This is a genomic window from Bacillus xiapuensis (assembly GCF_002797355.1).
Lineage (GTDB): Bacteria > Bacillota > Bacilli > Bacillales > Domibacillaceae > Bacillus_CE > Bacillus_CE xiapuensis.
In genome coordinates this window covers 71,338-86,289 of the sequence record NZ_KZ454940.1, presented here as the reverse complement: position 1 = coordinate 86,289, position 14,952 = coordinate 71,338, and the positions used below count along the sequence as shown (strand labels likewise).

The 14,952-nt window shown below is 46.5% G+C and carries 16 protein-coding genes and 1 pseudogene; 11 read left to right on the top strand and 6 right to left on the bottom strand.

The features are described from left to right. The first annotated feature begins 78 nt into the window (after positions 1-78). From CEF20_RS12030 to CEF20_RS16650, 3 genes are all read left to right on the top strand, one after another. On the top strand, positions 79-1,641 hold the full coding sequence (locus tag CEF20_RS12030; protein WP_100332174.1) for a Na+/H+ antiporter NhaC family protein: 1,563 nt from the start codon (positions 79-81) through the stop codon (positions 1,639-1,641). 224 nt (positions 1,642-1,865) lie between these two features. Then, positions 1,866-3,392 (top strand): sodium-dependent transporter, encoded by a 1,527-nt coding sequence (locus tag CEF20_RS12025; RefSeq protein ID WP_100332173.1) that lies wholly within the window; start codon positions 1,866-1,868, stop codon positions 3,390-3,392. 2 nt (positions 3,393-3,394) lie between these two features. Continuing rightward, entirely contained in the window at positions 3,395-3,502 is a 108-nt protein-coding gene (locus CEF20_RS16650; protein ID WP_157796273.1) for a MetS family NSS transporter small subunit, read from the top strand. A gap of 624 nt (positions 3,503-4,126) precedes the next feature. Here the strand turns inward: CEF20_RS16650 and CEF20_RS12015 are convergent. After that, positions 4,127-5,152: a M23 family metallopeptidase gene (locus tag CEF20_RS12015; RefSeq protein ID WP_100332171.1), complete on the bottom strand. Its 1,026-nt coding sequence runs from the start codon at positions 5,150-5,152 to the stop codon at positions 4,127-4,129. A gap of 143 nt (positions 5,153-5,295) precedes the next feature. On the opposite strand from CEF20_RS12015, the gene lipA reads away from it, so the two are divergent. Beyond that, positions 5,296-6,213, top strand: a complete 918-nt coding sequence (gene lipA, locus CEF20_RS12010) for a lipoyl synthase (protein ID WP_408607815.1) — start codon at positions 5,296-5,298, stop codon at positions 6,211-6,213. A 118-nt stretch (positions 6,214-6,331) separates the two neighbouring features. Here the strand turns inward: lipA and CEF20_RS12005 are convergent, their stop codons facing one another. After that, positions 6,332-6,976 carry a YhcN/YlaJ family sporulation lipoprotein gene (locus tag CEF20_RS12005; RefSeq protein WP_232713509.1) on the bottom strand — a complete coding sequence of 215 codons (645 nt, stop codon included), beginning with the start codon at positions 6,974-6,976 and terminating at the stop codon, positions 6,332-6,334. 101 nt (positions 6,977-7,077) lie between these two features. On the opposite strand from CEF20_RS12005, the gene CEF20_RS12000 reads away from it, so the two are divergent. Then, positions 7,078-7,353 (top strand): YutD family protein, encoded by a 276-nt coding sequence (locus tag CEF20_RS12000; RefSeq protein ID WP_100332169.1) that lies wholly within the window; start codon positions 7,078-7,080, stop codon positions 7,351-7,353. A 108-nt stretch (positions 7,354-7,461) separates the two neighbouring features. On the opposite strand, the gene CEF20_RS11995 is transcribed toward CEF20_RS12000, so the two are convergent. Both CEF20_RS11995 and CEF20_RS11990 read right to left on the bottom strand, forming a co-directional pair. Beyond that, the gene (locus CEF20_RS11995; RefSeq protein WP_100332168.1) at positions 7,462-7,773 is read right to left on the bottom strand and encodes a cytosolic protein; all 312 of its coding nucleotides are present in this window, start codon (positions 7,771-7,773) and stop codon (positions 7,462-7,464) included. 57 nt (positions 7,774-7,830) lie between these two features. After that, entirely contained in the window at positions 7,831-8,097 is a 267-nt protein-coding gene (locus CEF20_RS11990) for a DUF3055 domain-containing protein (RefSeq protein WP_100332167.1), read from the bottom strand. 126 nt (positions 8,098-8,223) lie between these two features. Here CEF20_RS11990 and hepT point away from each other — a divergent pair, with 126 nt between their 5' ends. Next, positions 8,224-8,661, top strand: coding sequence for a type VII toxin-antitoxin system HepT family RNase toxin (hepT, locus tag CEF20_RS11985; protein WP_100332166.1), 438 nt, complete (start codon positions 8,224-8,226; stop codon positions 8,659-8,661). A gap of 100 nt (positions 8,662-8,761) precedes the next feature. Beyond that, positions 8,762-9,529 (top strand): TIGR01457 family HAD-type hydrolase, encoded by a 768-nt coding sequence (locus CEF20_RS11980; protein ID WP_100332165.1) that lies wholly within the window; start codon positions 8,762-8,764, stop codon positions 9,527-9,529. Positions 9,530-9,587: 58 nt separating this feature from the next. On the opposite strand, the gene CEF20_RS11975 is transcribed toward CEF20_RS11980, so the two are convergent. Further along, complete coding sequence (locus CEF20_RS11975; RefSeq protein WP_100332164.1) at positions 9,588-10,094, bottom strand: phosphatidylglycerophosphatase A family protein; 507 nt, start codon at positions 10,092-10,094, stop codon at positions 9,588-9,590. Between the two features lie 149 nt (positions 10,095-10,243). On the opposite strand from CEF20_RS11975, the gene yutH reads away from it, so the two are divergent. Together yutH and CEF20_RS11965 are read left to right on the top strand one after the other, a co-directional pair. Next, complete coding sequence (yutH, locus tag CEF20_RS11970) at positions 10,244-11,248, top strand: spore coat putative kinase YutH (protein ID WP_100332163.1); 1,005 nt, start codon at positions 10,244-10,246, stop codon at positions 11,246-11,248. 50 nt (positions 11,249-11,298) lie between these two features. Next, complete coding sequence (locus CEF20_RS11965; protein ID WP_100332854.1) at positions 11,299-12,288, top strand: 2-hydroxyacid dehydrogenase; 990 nt, start codon at positions 11,299-11,301, stop codon at positions 12,286-12,288. Between the two features lie 204 nt (positions 12,289-12,492). Here the strand turns inward: CEF20_RS11965 and CEF20_RS11960 are convergent. Beyond that, positions 12,493-12,784: pseudogene (locus CEF20_RS11960) on the bottom strand (NifU family protein). A gap of 226 nt (positions 12,785-13,010) precedes the next feature. Between CEF20_RS11960 and CEF20_RS11955 the strand changes: the two are divergent. Continuing rightward, entirely contained in the window at positions 13,011-13,349 is a 339-nt protein-coding gene (locus CEF20_RS11955) for a YuzD family protein (RefSeq protein ID WP_100332161.1), read from the top strand. A gap of 178 nt (positions 13,350-13,527) precedes the next feature. Continuing rightward, on the top strand, positions 13,528-14,886 hold the full coding sequence (gabT, locus tag CEF20_RS11950) for a 4-aminobutyrate--2-oxoglutarate transaminase (RefSeq protein WP_100332160.1): 1,359 nt from the start codon (positions 13,528-13,530) through the stop codon (positions 14,884-14,886). Positions 14,887-14,952: the final 66 nt, after the last annotated feature.

Sequence of the window (14,952 nt, the reverse complement as noted above, 5' to 3'; positions counted from 1 at the left end):
TTCTCTATCATTACCTTTTTTTATATTCTTCGTCTGTTCACAGCGTTTCCTCTGCCATTCATCGGTAGGAGGAGAAAGATGGAAAATACTGTTTATTCATTGCTGCCGCCGCTACTGGCGATTTTGATGGTCGTGCTGACCCGGCGAGTGCTGCTTTCTTTAGGGATAGGAATTCTCGCATCCGCGTTCTTGCTGGCCGACTTTCATTTGGGCAAAACGCTTAGCATTATGTGGGAAGCGGCATCAGGCAATATTTATACGAAAGAAGAAGGCTGGAGTACGTGGAATATTTATATTATCCTATTCTTGTTTATTTTAGGAGTTATCACGGCTTTCATTAATATTTCCGGGGGCAGCCGCGCGTTTGGCGAGTGGGCAACTAAGCGGGTCAAAACAAGAGCTGGCGCGCAAATGATGTCTGCTGTTCTAGGTATTATCATTTTTATTGATGATTATTTTAACGCGCTGGCCGTCGGGCAAATCTCCCGTCCGATTACGGACAGACACCGCATTTCCCGGGCCAAGCTCGCTTATATTATTGACTCTACTTCCGCCCCGGTGTGTGTCGTTTCACCGATTTCCAGCTGGGGAGCCTATATCATTGGAATTGTCGGAACTGTGCTTGCGTCTCACCAAGTGACGGAAGTGAGCGCGTTTTCTGGCTTTATTCAAATGATACCGATGAACTTGTATGTATGGGTGGCGATCGGGCTTGTATTCTTTTCAGCTGTTTTGCAATTTGACTTTGGAGCGATGCGCAAGCATGAAGAGCGTGCTCTAAAAACGGGTAAGGTTCTTCCGGAAGGCAAACAGGCGCCGGGTGCATTGAAAGACGATCTGCCAGTCAGCTCAAACGGACGCATCAGCGACTTGATGGTACCAATTATCGCCTTAATCATCGGCACGATTTCCGCTATGATGTGGACTGGCTCCCAAGCAGTTGAGGGAGACATGACCTTGCTGAAAATATTTGAAAGCACGGATGTAGCGAAATCCCTGCTGTATGGCGGCTTGTTTGGACTTATTATCGCCGTTGCCTTGTTTGCCCGCCAGCGCATGGGAAAAGGCATTTTTCTGACTGGCGTCTGGGAAGGGATTAAATCCATGCTGCCGGCTGTGTATATTTTATTTTTTGCTTGGACGATTGTGACATTGATTGGCCAACTGGAAACGGGAACGTATTTAGCCGGCTTAGTTGAACGATCCAATTTAAATATTGCTTTTCTGCCGGTGATCTTATTTTTAGTTGCCGGGATTATGGCCTTTTCTACAGGAACATCATGGGGGTCGTTCGGTATCCTGCTTCCTATTGCCGGGGAAATAGCGGCAGCAACGGATGCTTCGCTGATTCTGCCTGCTATGGCATCGGTGTTAGCTGGCGCAGTTTTTGGAGACCATTGTTCACCTATTTCTGATACGACCATTTTGTCAGCTACGGGAGCAGGAAGCAATCATATTGATCATGTGATGACGCAAATTCCATATGCGCTTTTATCAGCGGTCATTTCCGCCATCGGCTATCTTGTTCTGGGTTTTACTGGAAGTGTGTGGTTGGCCTTAGCGGTTTCCCTTGGATTACTAGTCATCGTATCGCTTGTGTTGAAAGGAAAGCAAGCGATGAACCCCGCTTTAGAATCTTAAATAAAGGTTTGGTTGAGAGTCTTCTCCGCAATAGCTCGGATGCTTTTGCGGAGAAGTTTTTTTATGGATCGCTGATTGTATAAGGCCGATAGCCACAGCTCCCAGAGAAAATGAAAAAATTTTAAAAAGTACTTACTAAATTGCCGGAGGTTGTATATACTATAATTAATTATTTAAATTATCAGAAAATATAATCTTTTCAAATAATTGTGAGGAGGGGTAGTATGGATCAGCAACGGCCAATATGGGGTACGAGGACTGGATTTATTTTGGCAGCAGTGGGTTCGGCGATTGGTTTAGGAAATATTTGGAGGTTTCCGGCAGTCGCATATGAGAATGGAGGAGGCGCTTTCTTTCTGCCTTATTTATTTGCATTGCTGACAGCGGGGATTCCATTGCTCATTATGGAATTTACAATGGGGCATAAGTATCGCGGATCAAGCCCGCTGACATTTGCGCGCATGAATAAGAAAGCTGAATGGCTCGGCTGGTGGCAGGTGGCGATTTCTTTTGTGGTAGCAACATTCTATTCCGTGATCATCGGCTGGGCTTTATCGTACACTATATTTTCTTTTAATCTTTCATGGGGAGAAGATCCTAAGACGTTTTTGTTAACGGATTATTTGCAAGTGGGAAGCGCCGGATCCTTCGGCGGGTTTGTCCCTCAAGTGCTGATTTCTTTAGTGGTTGTCTGGGTGATCGTGCTGGGGGTTTTGATAGCCGGGGTGAAGAAGGGGATTGAAGTGGCCACGAAGGTAATGATTCCCTTGCTTGTCGTGATGTTCTTAATCGTCGTCGTTCGGGCATTAACGCTGGAGGGAGCGGCAGAAGGATTAAACACCTTCTTTAAACCGGATTGGTCTAAGCTTGCTGACGGAAAAGTATGGATTGCTGCTTACGGCCAAATCTTCTTTAGCTTATCGATTGGCTTTGCTATTATGCTGACATACTCCAGCTATCTTCCAAAAAAGTCGGACATTACAAACAATGCTTTTATTACAGGTTTCAGCAACTCAGCCTTTGAATTGCTTGCCGGTTTCGGCGTATTTTCCGCCTTAGGTTTTATGGCGGCGCAGCAAGGAGTTGGGGTAGAGGAAGTGGTGGACAGCGGCGTTATACTCGCTTTTGCCGTTTTCCCGCAAATCATTAACGAATTTCCATTTGCAAACGAATGGTTTGGCGTTTTATTCTTCGGCTCATTAGTGTTGGCGGGCTTAACTTCGCTGATCTCCATCGTGGAAACATTTGTTGCCGGCGTTCAGGAGAAGTTCAATGTTTCCCGTACGAAATCGGTGCTGGTAGGCGGCGGGCTGGCCTCTCTGGTTTCTTTGCTGTACGCGACAAGAGGCGGATTGAATTTCCTTGATGTGATTGACTATTTCATTAATAACTTCGGCGTAGCGCTGGCCGGATTGGTGGAAGTGATTCTTGTAGCTTGGGTGTTTAAGCAGCTGGATTCTTTAAAGAGTCATGCTGATGCCGTATCGGATATAAAGCTGGGCGCTTGGTGGAAAATTTGTTTGAGCATTATTACTCCTATCGTGCTTGGTTATATGATGTTCGATAATTTCCGCCAAAATTTGACCGGCCCTTATGGTGATTACCCTCAAAGCTTTATCAACAAATATGGCTGGACGGCGGCAACCGGAGCGATCCTTATTGGCTTTGCCTTTATGTATATGAAGCCATGGAAGAAAGAAATGCTGAAGACGCCGGCTTCGATTTCAACGACTAAGAAGGAGGTCTCCTAAAGATGGATGGAAGCGCAGTGGTAATGATGATTACGGGTGTCGCGATTATTTGGGGAGGGCTTGCCGCAAGCATCGTCCACGCGATGATGCAAGCAAAGAAAGCCGAATAATACAAGGAGGCATAAAAGGGAAGCGCTTCTTGAAATTAGCCGCTTCGTTCAGTCCTGCCTTATGCAGGAAGCAAAGGCGTTGCAACAGGACGCTGGCAGTCTTTGTTCTCTTTTCAAAAACGGAGATTGAAATGGAAGCAAACTCCCGCTGTTTGGAGGTTCCCTTTGCCTTAGTCCATACCAAGCAAGGCCTGAGACCGGTTCCGCACCGGAATCAGGCCTTGTTTCTTTCATATAAATAAGTTTTCGTCCCTTCCCTAATTTTCAATAGAGCGAGCCCGCGGGTCACAAGCTCATCTGTCTTCAAGGTTCAAGAACAACCTTGCAGTCAGCTGATCTTGAGCTGGTCGCCGCTGAACGAGCGCCTTCCGCTTTTCGTGATCCAGCCGCAGGCGCTAGCGGCTCGAGGTCACAAGCTCATCTGTCTTCAAGGTTCAAGAACAACCTTGCAGTCAGCTGATCTTGAGCTGGTCGCCGCTGAACGAGCACCTTCCGCTTTTCGTGATCCAGCTGCAGGCGCTAGCGGCTCGAGGTCACAAGCTCATCTGTCTTCAAGGTTCAAGAACAACCTTGCAGTCAGCTGATCTTGAGCTGGTCGCCGCTGAACGAGCGCCTTCCGCTTTTCTATTTTTCCCAGTTTTTTAGGTGGGGGTAGGGGTCGAATGACCATTCGGTTCGGCCGTTGTCTTTGTACATTCCAAAATGAAGATGGGGCGGGAATTTTCCGGATGTTCCGGGCGGTCCGTATCCGGTGCTGCCGACGCTGCCGATCAATGTGCCTGGCTGAACGGTTTGGCCCAGTTTTAAGTCTTTGGCAAAGCCGTTTAAATGGGCGTAATAGTGATAGGTGTTGTTAATATCGCGGATGCCGATTCTCCAGCCTCCATATCGGTTCCAGCCCTTCATTTCGACAATTCCATAGCTGGTCGAGCGCACAGGAACTCCGTGGTCGGCAAAGATATCCGTTCCTTCGTGGATTCGTCTGCCCCCCCAGCCGCGGGCGGCCCCCCAGGTGTTTTTGTAGGTGTAGTTGTAATTGGATGGCAGTGGGAATACCTTTTTCTGTAAATCCAACTTATTGAAAGCTTTGTACATTTTGGCGTTTCCAATGATTAGACTTACGGCTTTATCACGCTTATAATAGCGCCATAAAGCGATTTTAATGCTGTCGTGATCCGTGCCGTAAGACAGCAGGTAACGGCCGACCGCTGCTATTATATCTTCGCTGTTCATCCGCTCGGCCAAACCATCGCCATTGCCATCCGCTCCGATCCCTTGAAAGGCGGCGATAGTAAGCGGGCTGGTATCCTCCTTGTTCGGATTCAATAGCCCTGTCCATTTTTCTTTTGGTATGTAGATGGAGATGCCATCTTTGGGCTTGGGTAAATCCTTGCGAACGAAGCGCAAATTTCTTTCATATTGATCTATGCCGGCGTAATAATACCAAGGGATGGAAGTGACGGCCTCCATCTTTTTAAACAGCTGCATGCGCTGCTGGTACATTTGCTGATCGCGGTTCGTTTCCTCTGCTGCGGCAGGAACCGCCAGCAAGGGAAAGCACAGGAAAAACAGGACAGCCAATTTGAGCAACAATACTCCCTCCCAAGTTAAGCTTTTGCTGTTTATTCTGTGAAAACTTGCTTTTTTCATTCATGTTAAATTGAGGAAATTTATGAAAGCGCCATCGGTTGTGTTAACAATTGTACTGTGATAAAGTGACATCAGAGCAAGATTCTTACGAAAAGGTCTGTTTTAGCGGCAGAATTCTTTCGCCTATAACAGAATGATTGGAGATGAAGAGAGTGGGGAATAAAGAGGAATATTTACGTAAACCGGATTGGTTGAAAATAAAGCTGAACACGAATGAAAATTATACCGGCCTGAAGAAAATGATGCGTGAGAAACAATTACATACGGTTTGTGAAGAAGCGAAATGTCCGAATATTCATGAATGCTGGGCGGTTCGCCGTACGGCTACCTTTATGATCCTTGGTGATATCTGCACGCGCGCTTGCCGCTTCTGTGCCGTTAAAACTGGTCTTCCAACGGAGCTTGATTGGAAAGAGCCAGAGCGAGTGGCGGATTCTGTCCAATTAATGAATTTAAAGCACGTTGTGGTGACAGCGGTGGCACGCGATGATTTAAAAGACGGTGGCGCAGCGGTATTCGCGGAGACGGTGCGGGCGATTCGCCGGAAAAATCCATTTACATCAATTGAAGTGTTGCCTTCCGATATGGGAGGAGTCGAAGAGAATCTGCAAACGCTGATGGATGCTCGTCCGGATATTTTAAACCACAATATTGAAACGGTCAGACGCATGACTCCGAGAGTTCGTGCGCGTGCGACATATGAGCGTTCTCTTGAGTTTTTGCGCCGCGCGAAAGAAATGCAGCCGGATATACCGACCAAATCCAGCATTATGATTGGCGTTGGTGAGACAAAGGAAGAAATCATTGAAGCGATGGATGATCTGCGGGCCAATCACGTGGATATTCTAACTATTGGTCAGTATTTGCAGCCTTCGAAAAAGCATTTGAAAGTGCAAAAGTATTATCATCCCGATGAGTTTGCTGAACTGCGTGAAATCGCCATGTCCAAAGGGTTCAGCCACTGTGAAGCGGGGCCGCTCGTACGTTCCTCTTATCATGCGGATGAGCAGGTGAATTCTGCTGCTAAGGCGAAACAGGAGCAAGGGGAAGTTAGAGCATAGAAATAAAGTGCCCAGCAGCCATGAAAAGGCGCCGGGCACTTTTTTCCGCTTTACAAAAGTACAGTAGCCATGCCAGCGTATGCAAGCGGTTTCTGTCTATAAGTTATGCGGACTCCAGTTATTTCATCTTGTTCGTATTGCCGTCAGAGATCGTATACCCTTGAGGGGAGCTTTTTTTCATTAAATCAACGGTGCGCTTGATCGTATCTTCTGAGCCCTTGCCGTTCGTCCCCATTGGAGCGATGTTTTCAATATCACGGCGAAGGCCGGTATCGTCTGTCACATACACATTATACCAGCGTGGAACTACACTCATGGCTGTTCTTTTCACTTGGTCCGCTGCTTCTTTTCGTTCTTTTGCCGTTTTGGCGTCAGTATCATAAGCGATTAATACTTCCTCGTCTGTCACGAGCACAGAGCTATCATTGACCGTTGGAAGAGCTGCGCTTAGTTTACTGATCGCATCAGCGGTCCGTTCGCGGTCCATTGTATACAAACTGTCATACGATACGGTTTCTCCTTGAATCGGGCTCTTTTGCTGGCGAACATAACCAAACCTGTCGTCTGAGCGGTTATCCGTCATAATATTGCGGGTGTTATCCCGGTCGCCATTCATATTATAAAGATCTGATCGGTCGCGGACGTTAATGGTGTTGCCGTTTTCTTTATATAATCCTTCGGCCGCCCGGTTTTGATCGTTTAAATTACAAGCGCTTAACAGCATGAAGCTCGCAAGTCCTGCCGCTAATAATGATTTTTTCAAAACTACACCCCCTCGAGAACTAGCTTGCCCTGCGGGGGTGAATTTTTTTCTTAGTAATTAATGGCTGATCCGCTATAATGAAAAAGGAAGGAGGGCTCATTATGGTTTGTATTCATAATCACTGCTATGAAATCATTGACCAGCATAACAACGGGTTTAATGAAGAGGTGTTTCGTGAACGGTACAGTGAAATTTTAACGAAGTATGATTATATTGTGGGGGATTGGGGCTACGGCCAGCTCCGGCTGAAAGGGTTTTATGAGGATAAAAATCCGAAGGCTGCCTTTGATTCCAAAATCAGCACAGTGAAGGAGTATTTATATGAGTACTGCAATTTCGGCTGCGCCTATTTTGTCGCAAAAAAAGTGAATAAATAGAGAGGCTGACATGAAAGAATCCAGATTGCCGCGCCAAAGGCTATATTCAAGAAAGGCTCCCTGTTATTGAATATAGCGACGGAATCTGTTCTTCTGTCAGCCTTTTTCTTACGTATTCGGCGGAATGTCCTGAGCGGATGGTTCCTGGCGTTCATCGGGATTGTCATGAGGCGGGTGAGCCCCGTCGATTTGTCGAGGCAAATCCTGATGCAATGATTTATTCTCGTAATTAAAGGCGCTGTAATACCGCTGGCCCTTTCTCCAAGGTGTCGATTTATTTTCAACGGGCTCATCTTTATTGCGCGGCGATCCATAAGGACCTTCCGGCATTTGTTCTGGCACTAAATAGTTGCGGCTCGCTTCCACGTTTGAAAAATCGCTGTACGGCTCATCCTTTTCTCTGTGATCGCTCCACGTCATATCGGGCACCTCCCAAGCAAGTTTCTTTTAGGATATCCGGCTGTGCCGGTTTTATGCCTACAGGACTTCATAAAGAAAGGCGCGCAATTCTTCCGCTTCCTCTGCGGGCATCTTGAAGGCCTCCTCCACATAGCCCGGTTCTTCTAAATCATCATGGCCGATAATGGCAAAACGTCCGCCTTGGATGTCGAGCACCAGCCGTTTCCCGTAATACCTTTCCGTCTGTATGAGAGCGAGATCGTAACGCTGATGCTCCCCCATAAAGCTGACAAATCTCGTTTTCGTTTGTTCCGTATCATCATAAAGAAAAAATCTTTCAGTCACGGTTTTTCCTCCTGTTCATTTTTCATGATTGTATCATGTTTGCCTGCGTTCGGCAGGTATGTTTTCTCAAAGGATTCATGGTAAAATGGAAAGGAAGAAAAAGAAAGCAATGGAAGGGTGCTCGCTGTGTATTTCGTGGATCGTCAGAAGATCGAAGAGACATTGAAATTTATGGAAGAACAGCTGTCTTTGTTTGCGCAACAGTCAAACTTTGAAACAGCGCTGGAGCAGGCGGCGTTGGAACGCATTGCCCATACAGTTATTGAATCTATGCTGGATGTAGGCAACGCGATGATTGACGGATTCATTATGAGAGATCCGGGCAGCTATGAGGATATTATCACCATCCTGGATGATGAGAACGTTATTTCCCATGAGATGACGGCTTCGCTTAAAGAGATCGTGAGCCTGCGAAAAATGATTATTCAGCAATATAAGAATATTGAGCATAAAGAAGTGGAACGATTATTCCGCCAACATTTCACTTCTTTGCAGCGTTTTCCGGAAAAGGTAAGAGCGTATTTGACTGATGAATTGGGACCGGTTTCAGCCTTTATACCTTAATCTTCTGCACTTTCTTTAGAGGAAAGTGTTTTTTGGGGCAGCTGGCAGGCTATTGCTCAATTACGAGGTGTTTTTTTACATATAACGGAGGTGAGCATTCGTGAAGGAATACAAAGGATATTTAATTGATTTAGATGGAACGATGTACCGGGGAACGGAGAAAATTGAACAAGCGGGGGACTTTATCACGCGGTTAATTGCTCATAAAATCCCTTATTTATTTGTGACCAATAATTCTTCCCGCACGCCCGAGCAAGTAGCGGAGAAATTGATGAAATTCGATATCCCGGCAACGCCAGAACAGGTGTTTACGACGTCGATGGCGACCGCTAATTTCATTGCAGAGAGGAAAGAAAAGGCCTCTGTGTATGTGATCGGCGAAGAGGGCATCCGCTCTGCTTTGACCCAAAGAGGGCATGCAGTTGTCGATCATGAGAATTCGGATTTTGTCGTCGTGGGGATTGACCGAAACATCAATTATGAGAAGCTGGCGACTGCTTGTTTAGCTGTGCGCAACGGGGCGATATTTATATCCACCAATGGCGATGTTGCTATCCCGACGGAAAGAGGCTTATTGCCAGGAAACGGCTCCATCACAGCTGTCGTGTCTGTTTCAACGGGTACGGAACCGATTTTCATCGGCAAGCCGGAATCCGTTATTATGGAACAGGCTCTTAAAGTGCTTGGTACGAAAAAAGAAGAAACGCTCATGGTGGGCGACAATTATGATACCGACATTTTGGCAGGCATTCGAGCGGGAATGGACACGCTGCTTGTACATACAGGTGTTACTCAAGCTGAGCACTTGCAAAAAGTCAAGGTGCAGCCGACCTACACCGTCCGCACGCTTGACGAATGGCTGCTCTAAAAGGAAAATCTCGAAAAGGCTGTTCCCGAACCATTAACCGGGAACAGCCTTTTTGCCTTTACTCCGTATTAGCGGCTCGGTGAGCTAGCCGGCTTGAAGCTGCTGCGGCAATGGCACCGACGATATCATCAAGGAAGGTATGAACTTTCCCATGAGATTTATCATTTAAATATTGCAAAATGCCAGGCTTCTCTTTATCGATATATCCGTAGTTCGTGAAGCCGATGGAGCCGTAAACGTTGATGATGGCCAAAGCCAGCGTCTCATCAATGCCATATAGGCTTTCATCTGTGGCGATGATAGATTGCAGCGGGTCATCTAGCAATCCTTTTTCCGCTAGCATATCTAGCTGAATGCCGGTTATAATGGCATTTTGCACCTCGCGTTTTCTCAGCACATGTTCAATATTCTCCTTGCATTCATCGAGCGTTAAATCGGGATAATATTTCTTTTGCAAAAACAGCACCAGCTCGGCGATGTCCTCCATCGTTACGCCCCTCTCTTTCAGCCAGCGCCGCGCTGTTTTTTCTGACATGCTCATTACTTGTTTTTTATTGACAGTCATATAATCACCTTTTTCTCTAATATGTTAGTAACAGATATTCCCGCAGTCTTATAATTCCAGATTAAGAAGTGAATATCCTTCATTTCACAAAATGCTAGGCACCGATTTCCGCGTCAACCCGCCATCTAAACTAAAAGGAGGGGTGCAGGATGGATGGAAAGGAATTGCTAGAGCGGCGGTTTCATATTCAGACGGACAGAGGAGTCCGTTCCTCGCAAGGCATGCATTATGAAAGTGAGGGATTACTTTATACTATTGTCGATGTAACGAACAAAGAACCGCAATATTTATACGAGCTGCACCAGATGTCACAGCATATCATTCGGCAGGGAGACCGCAAAGTAGCCGCTTTCGTGCCGGCAGCGGGCGGCCACTTCCTAGTGACGGAAGAAGAGAAGGATTACGCCGTTCTCGTCAGTAAGCCGCGGACATCCCGCTACTCTTTCTCCGCTTCCAGCCTGTTCAAATTTCACAGCAGGGGAAAAACACTTCCTCTTGAAATAAAGAAAGCGAGTGAATTCGCCCAGTGGAAGAACATATGGGAGAAGCAGCTTGAGACATTAGAAAAATCGGTGAGCAAGATGATGGAAAAACAGCCTGATGAACCGTTTGCTTCTTTAGTAATTGAAAGCTACCCTTATTATATGGGCATGGCAGAAAATGCTATTCAATATGTGGCTGATACGGAAATGGATGCACGCCCAGAGTCCAGTGATTATGGTACAATTTGCCATAAATCCTTTCGTCCTCAGGTTTGGGAGAAGGCTCCGATAATGCGGAATCCGTTCGACTGGGCGTATGATCATCGCGTACGGGATGTGTCCGAATGGCTGCGTTCTTCTTATTGGGAAGGCACTCTTCTTTATCGTTCCCGTTTTGAAAGCTTTCTACACGAATATCAGCAAGCGGAGCCATTCTCCGCGTTTTCCTGGCGCATGATCTATGCCCGTCTGCTGTTTCCTCAGCATTATTTTGACTGTGCGGCGATTCACGCTTCGACTTCTTCTCTCCATGTCAAAAAAGAAAAAGAGGAAGAGTTGAAAAAGTATATCAAGCACTCGCGGGAATATGAACAGTTTTTAGCGTCCTTTTACGAAAGGGCGGGCGTGCGGGTGAGCGCCATGCAAATTCCTGAGATCGCTTGGTTAAAGTAAGGAAAGCTGTGGTAATATGGAAGTGCAAAGGGATGCGGAAAGAAGGTGGAATAGTGAAACCGTATGTGTATGTCACTAGAAAATTGCCGGATATAATCATTTCACGATTAAGGAAAAGGTATGAAGTTGAAATATGGCCCGAAGAGGAGATTCCAGTGCCGAGAAAGCTGCTGCTGGAAAAGGTGAAAACGGCCGATGCCCTGATATCCGTTATTTCAGACAAGCTTGACGAGGAGCTGTTTTCCCATGCTACTCAGTTAAGGGTGGCGGCAAACATGGCGGTTGGCTATGACAATATTGATTTGGCTGCAGCGAGCCGGCATCAAATTGCGGTTTGCAATACGCCGGATGTCTTGACTGACACGACGGCCGATCTAACGTTTGCTCTGCTTTTGGCCACCGCTCGCCGGATGATTGAGGCGGCGGATTTTGTTAAACAGAATCAGTGGAAAAGCTGGTCTCCGATGCAGTTAGTCGGGGTGGATGTGCATCATAAAACGATCGGTATTGTCGGCATGGGCAAGATTGGAACCGCCGTAGCCAAACGAGCTGCTGGCTTTGATATGGATATCATTTATCATAATCGCAGCCGTCATGAAGTGGCTGAAGAAATGCTGGGCGCCCGCTACTGCACCTTTGATGAATTGCTGGAACAAGCGGACTTCGTTATCTGCTTGGCTCCGCTAACTGAGCAAACAAAAGGCCTATTCCAGCGCGAGCATTTTCAAAAAATGAAAAAAGACGCCATCTTCATCAACGCCAGCCGCGGACCGATCATTAATGAACGGGCCCTGCTAGAGGCGCTGCAGGCGGGAGAGATCGCAGCCGCCGGATTGGATGTATTCGAACAGGAACCGATCGCTGCCAATCATCCGCTCCTAGCCTTGGACAACATCGTGGCGCTTCCGCATATTGGCAGCGCTACGAAAGAAACACGCCTGGCGATGATGGAAGTGTGCTGCGATAACCTTGATGCCATCTTTGACGGACGTCCTCCGAAAACGCTAGTCAATAAAGATCTTTTGAGCTTTCGATCGTAAGCTGTGCCGGAGCGGTCTTATGCTCGGGCCTTTTTTCTGAGCAGTTTGAATCGTTGAGCCATTTGTACCCGGGGAGGGCATTCAGATTCTTCTATTCAGCCGCCAGCTTTTAAGCGCAGCTCTAATCTCCATAATAAAACACCCCGAAAGCCAGGTTTTGACTCTAACTTCCGGGGTGCGCTTCAACGAGACGAGCATAATTCTTTAGAATACCTGTTCTACTTCAACAACGCCAGGAACTTCTTCAAGCAGAGCGCGTTCAATGCCGGCTTTTAATGTGATGGTGGAGCTTGGGCAGCTGCCGCAAGCGCCGAGCAAGCGCAGCTTAACGATGCCATCCTCCACATCTACAAGTTCACAATCTCCGCCGTCGCGAAGTAAAAACGGGCGCAATTTATCTAAGACTTCTTTTACTTGTTCAACTATTTGCTGATCTGCCATTTATATCGACTCCTTTCTTGTTCCTATTATAATGACTATAAATAAAAAAATCCATGATTAATCAAGTGAACGATCAAACAGTCGGGATTTTCGTTCACCCCCGCAGCTGAATAGAAGCATAATGGCTAATATGGCAGCGTCTATATCACCTGCTTCGTGCAGGCTTGAACGAACGGCAACTTACATGCGGGATATACATTCTCAACATGGCCATCTTTCTATATCGGATCCGTTTAATTTTCGATACAATAAGGAGAAAGAGTTGCAAAGTGGGGGAGAGAATGAACAAACAAGTTGAGATTATTGTCTACGGTACGGAGCAGCTTTGTCCCAGCTGTGTGAATTTGCCTTCTTCAAAAGAGACATATGAGTGGCTGGAAGCAGCTATCTCCAGAAAGTTTCCGAAGCAGCCGTTTCTGATTAGCTATGTGGATATTTTTGCGCCGCCTGAAGATGAAGAGAAAAAAAGCTTTGCCAAGCGCGTCATTGAAGAAGAGCTGTTTTATCCGGTTGTGCTTCTTGAAGGCAGGATCGTTGGGGAAGGAAACCCAAAGTTAAAAGTGATATATAGGGAAATGGAGAAGTACGGCTATCGAGCTGAACTCATTCCAGAAGAGTAGGCGCTGCCTGCTCTTCTTTTTAACTTTCTTAAGTCAAAATTGACTTAATCAAGTCAATTTTGACTTAAGAAAGCTTTAGATCGATGATGTTTAGTGTGATTTTTATCACGTTTTCTGAATTGGCACAGTATTTGCATTATTTGTTATGCAAATACTTTGGGGAAGAAGGGGAATGAACATGACTAGAAAATTTGCGAAAGTTACAGGAAGCCTGCCGGGAGAAAAAGCGAAGAAATTATTAGAAAGAAGACAAGCGGCTGTCGTCAAAGGTGTGTCCAATGGCGTTCCGACATTTGCGGAAAAAGCAGAGGGCGCTTTAATCACCGATGTAGACGGCAATACCTTTATCGACTTCGTTGGAGCAATCGGTACGATGAATGTCGGCCACTGCCATCCGAAAGTAGTTGAAGCGCTGCATAAACAAATTGACCAATATATTCATCCGGGGTTCAATGTCATGATGTATGAACCGTATATTGAGCTTTGTGAGAAGTTAGCCGAACTTGTGCCGGGAAAACATGCTAAACAAGCTATCCTATTAAACAGCGGGGCAGAAGCCGTTGAAAACGCGGTGAAAATTGCGCGCAAATATACAAAGCGCAGCGGAGTTATTTCCTTCTCCCGCGCTTATCATGGACGCACTTTACTCACGATGACGATGACCAGTAAAGTGAAGCCTTATAAATTCGAGTTTGGACCGTTTGCACCAGAAGTATATAAAGCGCCGTTTCCGTACACATACCGCCGTCCTGATGGCGTAACGGAAGAACAGTATATCGATATGATCATAGATCAATTCAAAGACTTCTTCGTCAATGATGTGGCGCCTGAAGGGATTGCGGCGGCCATTATCGAGCCGGTGCAAGGAGAAGGCGGTTTCATTCCAGCTCCTAAGCGCTTTATTCAAGCGGTGTATGACATTTGCCGGCAGCATGGCATTGTATTTATTGCGGATGAAATTCAAACGGGATTTGGTCGGACAGGCAAACAATTTGCAATTGAACATTTTGGCATTGAGCCAGATTTAATGACCGTGTCTAAATCAATGGCTGCCGGTGTGCCGATTAGCGCGGTCGTAGGGCGCAAAGAAATAATGGAGGTCGCCAATGCTGGAGAACTGGGTGGAACATATTCTGGAAGCCCGCTTGGATGTGCGGCAGCTTTAGCGGTGATCGATATTATGAAAGAAGAGCGCTTGAACGAGCGCGGAGAAGAGCTGGGAAAATGGGTGGCGGAACATTTTCGCCAATTAGCCGAGAAGCATCAGGAAATTGGCGATATCCGGGGCCTCGGCTCAATGGTGGCAATAGAAATTGTCAAGGATCGCCAAACGAAGCAACCGTATAAAGAACTAACGAATGCCATTATTGTCGAAGCGAATAACCGCGGGCTGCTAGTTATTAGTGCGGGCGCTTATGGCAATGTTCTGCGCTTCTTAATGCCGCTTGTGATCACCGATGAACAAGTAGCAGAAGGATTGGCTATTTTAGACGACGCTTTCGAAGCAGCTGTATCCCAATTATCTGTACAGGCTTAAGGAAGCAGCTAATCTCCTGAAAAACCTTTTTTGTTATAATGAAGGGAAAGACGATCGGGAGGTAGC

What these genes read in the sequence shown, in the direction of transcription:
- CEF20_RS11975 (WP_100332164.1), bottom strand. Translation starts at nt 10,094, where the DNA reads ATGACTGTCAATAAAAAACAAGTAATGAGCATGTCAGAAAAAACAGCG.
- CEF20_RS16650 (WP_157796273.1), top strand. Translation starts at nt 3,395, where the DNA reads ATGGATGGAAGCGCAGTGGTAATGATGATTACGGGTGTCGCGATTATT.
- CEF20_RS12000 (WP_100332169.1), top strand. Translation starts at nt 7,078, where the DNA reads ATGGTTTGTATTCATAATCACTGCTATGAAATCATTGACCAGCATAAC.
- CEF20_RS12025 (WP_100332173.1), top strand. Translation starts at nt 1,866, where the DNA reads ATGGATCAGCAACGGCCAATATGGGGTACGAGGACTGGATTTATTTTG.
- gabT (WP_100332160.1), top strand. Translation starts at nt 13,528, where the DNA reads ATGACTAGAAAATTTGCGAAAGTTACAGGAAGCCTGCCGGGAGAAAAA.
- lipA (WP_408607815.1), top strand. Translation starts at nt 5,296, where the DNA reads ATGAAGAGAGTGGGGAATAAAGAGGAATATTTACGTAAACCGGATTGG.
- CEF20_RS11955 (WP_100332161.1), top strand. Translation starts at nt 13,011, where the DNA reads ATGAACAAACAAGTTGAGATTATTGTCTACGGTACGGAGCAGCTTTGT.
- CEF20_RS11995 (WP_100332168.1), bottom strand. Translation starts at nt 7,773, where the DNA reads ATGACGTGGAGCGATCACAGAGAAAAGGATGAGCCGTACAGCGATTTT.
- yutH (WP_100332163.1), top strand. Translation starts at nt 10,244, where the DNA reads ATGGATGGAAAGGAATTGCTAGAGCGGCGGTTTCATATTCAGACGGAC.
- CEF20_RS12030 (WP_100332174.1), top strand. Translation starts at nt 79, where the DNA reads ATGGAAAATACTGTTTATTCATTGCTGCCGCCGCTACTGGCGATTTTG.
- CEF20_RS12015 (WP_100332171.1), bottom strand. Translation starts at nt 5,152, where the DNA reads ATGAAAAAAGCAAGTTTTCACAGAATAAACAGCAAAAGCTTAACTTGG.